Here is a 6,945-nt window from a genome sequence, read left to right on the forward strand (position 1 = left end):
TATTTGCTCTAAATGAAAAAGCTTCAGTAGATCATCAGCTTAAAAGAATTTTTCTTTAGTGACCTCATCACCTCATTTCAGCAATTTATGGCTCATCTGGAGCAGATCGGGGCTATTTGCGACAAAGCAAGAGTCTCAGACAGATTGTGTGCCTGTTTCAGGCTCTTTTTTTGCCTTCAACTCTTCACTCAATCTGTTCTGCTTTCTGTTATCAGCTGGATAATTTAGTTTTAATGCATAATTTTCATTTTTTACGAAAAAATATTGACAAATATTCATGTATCCTGTAAAATTATCACATATTTATTCATAGGAGGCGAATAAAATGAAGGTGGCTATCGTTGGTGTCTCAGGTTACAGTGGGTTGGAATTAGTGCGTTTGCTGGCTCAGCACAGTCAGGTTCAAGTGGTTTCTATTCATGCTACTAAGGAGGTTGGGGCCTTACTGTCAGATCTTTATCCTCACCTTAAAGGTATTTGTGACTTAGAAATACAACCCTTTGACGCTATGAATATTATGCAAAATACTGATCTTGTTTTTATGGCGACTCCCAGCGGCGTAGCTAAGGAGAGTTCAGCTGTCTTTGTGGAAAATGATTTTCCTGTTATTGATTTATCTGGCGATCATCGTCTATCCGCTGAAGACTACCAGAAATGGTATGGTAAGACGCCAGCGGCCTCCAAGGTTTTAGAGAAATTTACCTATTCTCTAGCTGAGTTTACGAATGCCGGTACTAATAAATTTATTTCAAACCCCGGCTGCTATGCAACGGCGACAGAGTTAGCCTTGATCCCTCTGCTCGGGTCTGATAAAGTTGATTTGGATTCAGTCATCGTGGATGCCAAGAGTGGCTTGACCGGAGCCGGAAAAAAATTGGCTGAGTCCAGTCATTTTGTTAATGTCCATGATAATTACGTGACTTATAAGCTCAATGAGCATCAGCATATTCCAGAAATTGTACAGGCGCTCAAAAAGTTTAATCCTAAGTTTGATCATATCCAGTTTTCAACATCGCTTCTTCCTATCAACCGTGGGATTATGGCGACCTGTTATGTCAGGATGTCGCAGCATGTAACAAAGGAGGAAATTCATCAGCTCTACCAAGCTACTTATGGTGATAAAGTGTTTGTCCGTCTGCAGCCGTCTCTGCCTAATTTGCACGATGTCTTAGGCTCTAATTTTACAGACATTGGCTTTGCCTATAATCCTGTAACAAAGATTTTAACCGTTGTATCAGTCCTTGATAATTTAGTCAAAGGTGCAGCTGGTCAGGCTGTTCAAAATATGAATCTAGCCTTTGGTTTTGCAGAAACGGATGGCCTTCTGGCAAGTCCAAGCTATTTATAAGAGTGAAAAGTTTAAAATTGTTATCTTAGAATTGGAGAAAGTTGACTATGAAAAATATTGACGGTAATATTGCCAGTCCTCTTGGCTTTTCAGCCGATGGTCTGCATGCAGGTTTTAAGAAAAGAAAGCTAGATTTTGGATGGATTGTTTCGGAAACACCTGCCAGCGTTGCGGGTGTTTATACAACTAATAAAGTTATTGCTGCTCCTTTACTCGTTACGAAACAATCAGTCGACAAGATGAAACAAATGCAGGCTGTTGTTGTGAATTCCGGAGTTGCCAACTCCTGTACCGGCCTTCAAGGCATGGAAGATGCCTATGAAATGCAAAGCCTAGCTGCTCAAAAATTGGGGATCGAGGCTGATTTGGTTGGTATCGCTTCAACTGGCATTATCGGTGACCCGCTCCCGATGGAGACACTAAAAAAAGGCTTATCTAAAATCGTTATCAATGGCAATGCGGCTGATTTTGCCAGAGCTATTTTGACGACAGATACCAAAACTAAGACGGCTGCCGTAACAGAAGACTTTGGTAAGGATGTGGTAACGATGGCTGGTGTTGCTAAGGGTTCAGGAATGATTCATCCTAATATGGCAACTATGCTGGCTTTTATTACCTGTGATGCTAATATTGCCAGCGATACCTTGCAGCAAGCCCTATCACAAAAGGTAGAGACTACCTTTAATCAAATTACAGTCGATGGCGATACCTCTACTAACGATATGGTGCTTGTCCTTGCTAACGGCTGTGCCAAAAATAAAGAAATCTTGCCTGATACACCAGAGTTTGACCGCTTTGTAGCCATGCTTGAATACGTCATGGCCGACCTAGCTAAAAAGATTGCTCAGGATGGTGAAGGAGCCAGTAAGCTTATTCAGGTTGATGTTAAGGGAGCAGCCAGCGCTTTTGATGCACGGATGCTAGCTAAATCCGTCGTTGGTTCCAGCCTTGTCAAAACAGCTATCTTTGGTGAAGATCCCAATTGGGGCCGTATTTTAGCCGCTATCGGCTATGCAGGAGTTGATGTACCAGTTAATCAGGTAGATATCTACCTAGATACAATTCCAGTAATGCTGGCTTCTTCCCCCCTTTCTTTTGACAGTGAAGAGATGGACGAAGTTATGCAGCAGGATACTATCCATATTACTGTTGATATGCATGCAGGGTCAGCCAGCGGCCGGGCTTGGGGATGTGACCTGTCTTATGACTATGTCAAAATTAATGCCCTCTATAGAACGTAGACAAAGCAGAAAAAAGGATAAACACATGTCAAAAACGATTGTGGTAAAAATTGGCGGCCAGGCTAGCCAAGGTTTAGATGCAGCTTTTATTAAACAGGTACAAGAGTGGATCAGAGCTGACAAATCTCTAGTTATTGTCCACGGCGGCGGTTATATGATTTCCCAGTTAATGGAGCAGGCGCAGATACCGATTGAAACAGTCGATGGCCTGAGGGTAACACCAGCTCGAGCTATGCCTTTAGTAGAAGCCGGATTAATAGATTATGTCGGAAAACACTTAGCAGACAACCTCACTCAGTCCGGACTTATGGTCAAACAGATAGTTGACCACTTGCCTCAATTAGTAGAAGCAGATTTTCTGGATAAGAGTAAGTATGGCTATGTTGGCCAAGTGACCAAGGTGCATGTTCATATTTTAGAGGGGGTTCTAGCGACGGGTGCTATTCCGCTAATTCCCTCACTTGGTTATCAACTGGATGGCAGTTCTTTGAATATCAATGCAGATTATTTAGCGACCAGTATCGCCATTGCACTACAAGCTGAAAAGCTAATTTTGCTGACCGATGTCCCAGGGATAAAAGAAGAAGGACAACTGCTTGATACTCTACTAACTAATGATATTCAAGAGAAAGTTGCTCATAACGTTATCACTGGCGGTATGATCCCCAAGGTTCAGAGTGCTGCTAAAACAGTAGCTGCAGGTGTCGCCCAAGTCATGATTGGCGATAATCTTACAAAAGGTACTATCATTAAGGAGAGTTAGAATGACAGCCCTATTTTCAAACTATAAACGAGCCGATATTGAATTTGTGCAAGCTCAAGGAAATCATTTGATTGATTCCCAAGGCAAACGTTATCTTGATTTTTCAACGGGTATTGGTGTGACCAATCTGGGATTTCATCCTCGGGTTCAGGCAGCACTAGAGAAGCAAGTTAATGCTATTTGGCATACTCCCAATCTTTACCAAAACAGCCTGCAAGAAGAAGTCGCCCAAAAGTTGATCGGAGACTATGATTACCTTGCATTTTTTTGTAATAGCGGGGCAGAGGCCAACGAGGCTGCTATTAAAATAGCGCGTAAAGCCAGTGGCAAACAGGAAATCATCACCTTTAAAAATTCCTTCCATGGCCGTACCTTTGGCTCTATGTCAGCTACTGGTCAGGATAAGATCAAAGAAGGATTCGGTGATGCAGTTCCCCATTTCCATTATGCTGAGTTCAATAATCTTGCTTCTGTTAAAAAACTAGTCAGCGATCAAACTGCTGCTGTTATGCTGGAATTGGTGCAGGGGGAATCAGGCGTCTTTCCAGCTGATGAAGATTTTATCACAGATCTGGCGGCCCTCTGCCACAAAGCCGGTATCTTTTTGATTGTGGATGAGGTACAGACAGGTATGGGACGGACTGGTAAACTCTATGCCTTTGAACATTATGGTATTGTTCCCGATATTGTAACTCTAGCTAAGGGGCTGGCTAATGGCCTACCAGCAGGTGCCATGCTAGGCAAAAGTGCTCTCGCCCCTGCCTTTTCCTACGGCAGTCACGGGTCAACCTTTGGCGGTAATAAATTGGCAATGGCAGCGAGTTCAGCTGTTCTTGATATGATGACCGAAGCAGGCTTTTTCGACCAAGTCTGGGAAAATGGTAATTATCTCCAAGACCAATTGAAAAAAGCCTTAGCTGATAATCCTAAAGTCACTCAAATTCGTGGACTTGGTTACATGATCGGTATCGAAACGACGGCAGATCTAGGCCAGCTGGTTGAGGCAGCTCGAGACAGAGGGCTTATCGTCCTGACAGCGGGAACCAATGTCATCAGACTTTTGCCGCCGCTGACCCTGACCAAAGATGAGATAGATCGAGGTGTTACCATTCTGGCAGATATTTTTACCGAGCAAGGTTAGCGAAACTTACCAGAGGCCAGCAAGTTTTTAATTGCTGCTGCCTAGTATAAAAGCGTTTGGAACAAGAGGTTCCAAACACTTTTTTAATACAAATAAGATTACTAGAAAATATAGCAGTTACATAAACATATCAAGTACCCAAGGATTGATCGGAGGTGGGGTTATATAGTAATAATCTATAGCCTCATGCAAAGGGCCAAAACCATTTCCGTCCCCGCCTTCAACAGCTACCAGTGCCTGAGTATCCATTACGTCAAATTGTTCAAAAGCTTTAGTTGTCATAAGATCAACTCCATTTCTTCTTATTTGCCAGATTTTTTATCTGACAAGATTAGTTTAGAATTTTTTTAGCAGCCTGTGAACCCCTTATAGTCCAATGTTAGGAAAAAAATCCTTGTGTCAAAGAAGAAAACTTTTACACATACTAGTTCAAAATTTTTGATAGATTAAGTTAGATTATAAAAATCAAATTTTACAGCTGTCTTAGTTTTTTTGCTATAAAAAGCGCTTGGAACAAAGGATTCCAAACGCTTTTTCAATATCTTATAACTTATTGTCAAAAATTATATATTATTGACCTGGAAGGGGATGCTCCATGCTATAGTCAGTAGCTTCATTAAGTAAATAGCCACCTAGAGGGCCAAATACTATATAATTATACGTTCTCCACCATTCCCCGCCTTCTACAGCTGCCAGAGCCTGAGTGTCCATCACGTCAAATTGTTCAAATGCTTTTGAATTCATAAGATCAACTCCTTTTCTTCTTAGCCTGTCAAACTTTTTATCTGACAAAGTCAGTATAAAATTTTTTAAACAGTTTGTAAACCCCAAAAGACTTGATGTTAGAGGGAAACAATCGTTTCGTCAAAGAAGAAATCTTCTATCAACTTTAGCGCAAAAATTCTTTCAAATGAAACTAAATGAGAAAAATTGATAGTAGCACTTAAATTAGCTCATACTCGAGCCATCCATCCCTGAGCTGGATAGTAAAGTAGATCTGCCAGCCAAGACTAATCTAACATGAAATCATTATGGCATTTTCATATACTTGGAATCAGAAAAACTGCCTGCACCATTAGGCCAGACAGCTTTTTGGCTTATACCAAGCTACTTAAAGATTGGTAATCCCAATTTTTCCATTTTCCCCCTCAACACTACCGAAGGAAGTGGTCATAAGTTTCAAAAGTTCTCACAGAACTTACAAACCATAATTGTAATCATCATCCTGCATAGCTTCTACAGTACCAAGAAGATAGCCATTTCCGACCTGTGAGAAAAAGTCATGGTTACTAGTACCAGTTGAAATACCATTCATGACAATTGGATTAACATCGTCAGCTGTATCTGGGAAGAGTGGATCCTGCCCCAGATTCATCAGAGCCTTATTGGCATTGTAGCGCAGGAAGGTCATGACTTCTTCGGTCCAGCCGACACCATCGTAGAGAGTTTTGGTGTAGAGCTCTTCGTTTTCATAGAGTTGATAAAGGAGATCGTACATCCAGTCGCGGAAATTAGTTTGCTCTTCTTCGGATAATTCATTGAAACCCAGCTGGAATTTATAGCCAATGTAGGTTCCATGGACGGATTCATCACGGATAATCAGCTTGATGATTTCTGCTACGTTGGACAGCTTATTGTTTCCGAGGTAGTAGAGGGGGGTAAAGAAACCAGAGTAGAAGAGAAAGGTCTCTAGGAAAGTTGAAGCAACCTTCTTTTGAAGAGCATTCCCATTGAGGTAGATCTCATTAATAATTTCTGCTTTCTTTTGAAGATATTCATTGTTGTTAGTCCACTCGAAAATCTCTTCAATTTCCGACTTGGTATTCAGGGTTGAAAAGATGGATGAGTAGGATTTGGCATGAACAGATTCCATGAATTGGATGTTGTTAAGGACGGCTTCTTCGTGGGGAGTTCGGACATCCTTACGAATAGCCTCAACCCCAGTTTCAGACTGCATAGTGTCTAAAAGGGTTAGACCCCCGAAAACCTTGCCGACTAAATCCTTTTCCTCATCAGGTAGCTTGCGCCAGTCATCCAAATCATTTGACAAAGGGATACGTGTATCCAGCCAGAATTGCTCGGTTAGTTTCTCCCAAGTTGACTTGTCAATTAAATCTTCAATTTCGTTCCAGTTAATGGCTTTATAATAGGTTGTCATGAGTTTCTCCAAATTAAGATAAGAGGGGATAATATTATTCAAGAGTTTCGTAAATAAACGAGGCAAGTCGCCCTAGGGCTTGCCGTATCGGACATAGGAGCTTTAGCTCTAAGTTTGCCTTGTCTAAAGAGTTACGACACATAGTAGAAGGTGTCGATAATACACCTTCTACGAAGTTAGTAAGTGAACTAGCCAAACCGCCGATAGCGGTTGGCGTGTCAAACATAGGAGCTTTAGCTCCAAGTTTGCCATGTCTAAAGAGTTACGACACGTAGTAGAAGGTGTCGATAATAC

Annotated in this window: 7 protein-coding genes; 4 read left to right on the forward strand and 3 right to left on the reverse strand. The window is 41.6% G+C overall.

Annotation, left to right across the window (positions count from 1 at the left end; all coding sequences use genetic code 11):
* The first annotated feature begins 325 nt into the window (after positions 1-325).
* Genes argC through AC4HAL_RS04805 form a run of 4 tightly spaced genes read left to right on the forward strand, consistent with a single transcriptional unit; the run spans position 326 to position 4,493 of the window.
* Positions 326-1,348 carry an N-acetyl-gamma-glutamyl-phosphate reductase gene (gene argC, locus AC4HAL_RS04790; RefSeq protein WP_491093219.1) on the forward strand — a complete coding sequence of 341 codons (1,023 nt, stop codon included), beginning with the start codon at positions 326-328 and terminating at the stop codon, positions 1,346-1,348.
* Between the two features lie 47 nt (positions 1,349-1,395).
* Positions 1,396-2,589, forward strand: a complete 1,194-nt coding sequence (gene argJ, locus AC4HAL_RS04795; protein WP_491093220.1) for a bifunctional glutamate N-acetyltransferase/amino-acid acetyltransferase ArgJ — start codon at positions 1,396-1,398, stop codon at positions 2,587-2,589.
* Positions 2,590-2,614: 25 nt separating this feature from the next.
* The gene (gene argB / locus AC4HAL_RS04800; RefSeq protein WP_491093221.1) at positions 2,615-3,352 is read left to right on the forward strand and encodes an acetylglutamate kinase; all 738 of its coding nucleotides are present in this window, start codon (positions 2,615-2,617) and stop codon (positions 3,350-3,352) included.
* Between the two features lies 1 nt (position 3,353).
* Positions 3,354-4,493, forward strand: a complete 1,140-nt coding sequence (locus tag AC4HAL_RS04805) for an acetylornithine transaminase (protein WP_491093222.1) — start codon at positions 3,354-3,356, stop codon at positions 4,491-4,493.
* Positions 4,494-4,610: 117 nt separating this feature from the next.
* Here AC4HAL_RS04805 and AC4HAL_RS04810 read toward each other — a convergent pair whose 3' ends face one another.
* The 3 genes from AC4HAL_RS04810 to nrdF all read right to left on the reverse strand — a co-directional run bounded on the left by AC4HAL_RS04810 (position 4,611) and on the right by nrdF (position 6,651).
* A complete protein-coding gene (locus AC4HAL_RS04810) occupies positions 4,611-4,775 on the reverse strand; it encodes a bacteriocin class II family protein (RefSeq protein WP_491093223.1) in 165 nt (54 codons plus the stop codon).
* A 288-nt stretch (positions 4,776-5,063) separates the two neighbouring features.
* Complete coding sequence (locus AC4HAL_RS04815) at positions 5,064-5,237, reverse strand: bacteriocin class II family protein (protein ID WP_491093224.1); 174 nt, start codon at positions 5,235-5,237, stop codon at positions 5,064-5,066.
* Between the two features lie 454 nt (positions 5,238-5,691).
* Positions 5,692-6,651 carry a class 1b ribonucleoside-diphosphate reductase subunit beta gene (nrdF, locus tag AC4HAL_RS04820; protein ID WP_491093225.1) on the reverse strand — a complete coding sequence of 320 codons (960 nt, stop codon included), beginning with the start codon at positions 6,649-6,651 and terminating at the stop codon, positions 5,692-5,694.
* Positions 6,652-6,945 lie beyond the last annotated feature (294 nt).

The sequence above is a fragment of the Streptococcus sp. ELY_125 genome, assembly GCF_058314535.1.

Coding starts and splice junctions, on each gene's coding strand:
- argB (WP_491093221.1), top strand. CDS start 2,615: ATGTCAAAAACGATTGTGGTAAAAATTGGCGGCCAGGCTAGCCAAGGT.
- nrdF (WP_491093225.1), bottom strand. CDS start 6,651: ATGACAACCTATTATAAAGCCATTAACTGGAACGAAATTGAAGATTTA.
- argC (WP_491093219.1), top strand. CDS start 326: ATGAAGGTGGCTATCGTTGGTGTCTCAGGTTACAGTGGGTTGGAATTA.
- AC4HAL_RS04810 (WP_491093223.1), bottom strand. CDS start 4,775: ATGACAACTAAAGCTTTTGAACAATTTGACGTAATGGATACTCAGGCA.
- AC4HAL_RS04815 (WP_491093224.1), bottom strand. CDS start 5,237: ATGAATTCAAAAGCATTTGAACAATTTGACGTGATGGACACTCAGGCT.
- AC4HAL_RS04805 (WP_491093222.1), top strand. CDS start 3,354: ATGACAGCCCTATTTTCAAACTATAAACGAGCCGATATTGAATTTGTG.
- argJ (WP_491093220.1), top strand. CDS start 1,396: ATGAAAAATATTGACGGTAATATTGCCAGTCCTCTTGGCTTTTCAGCC.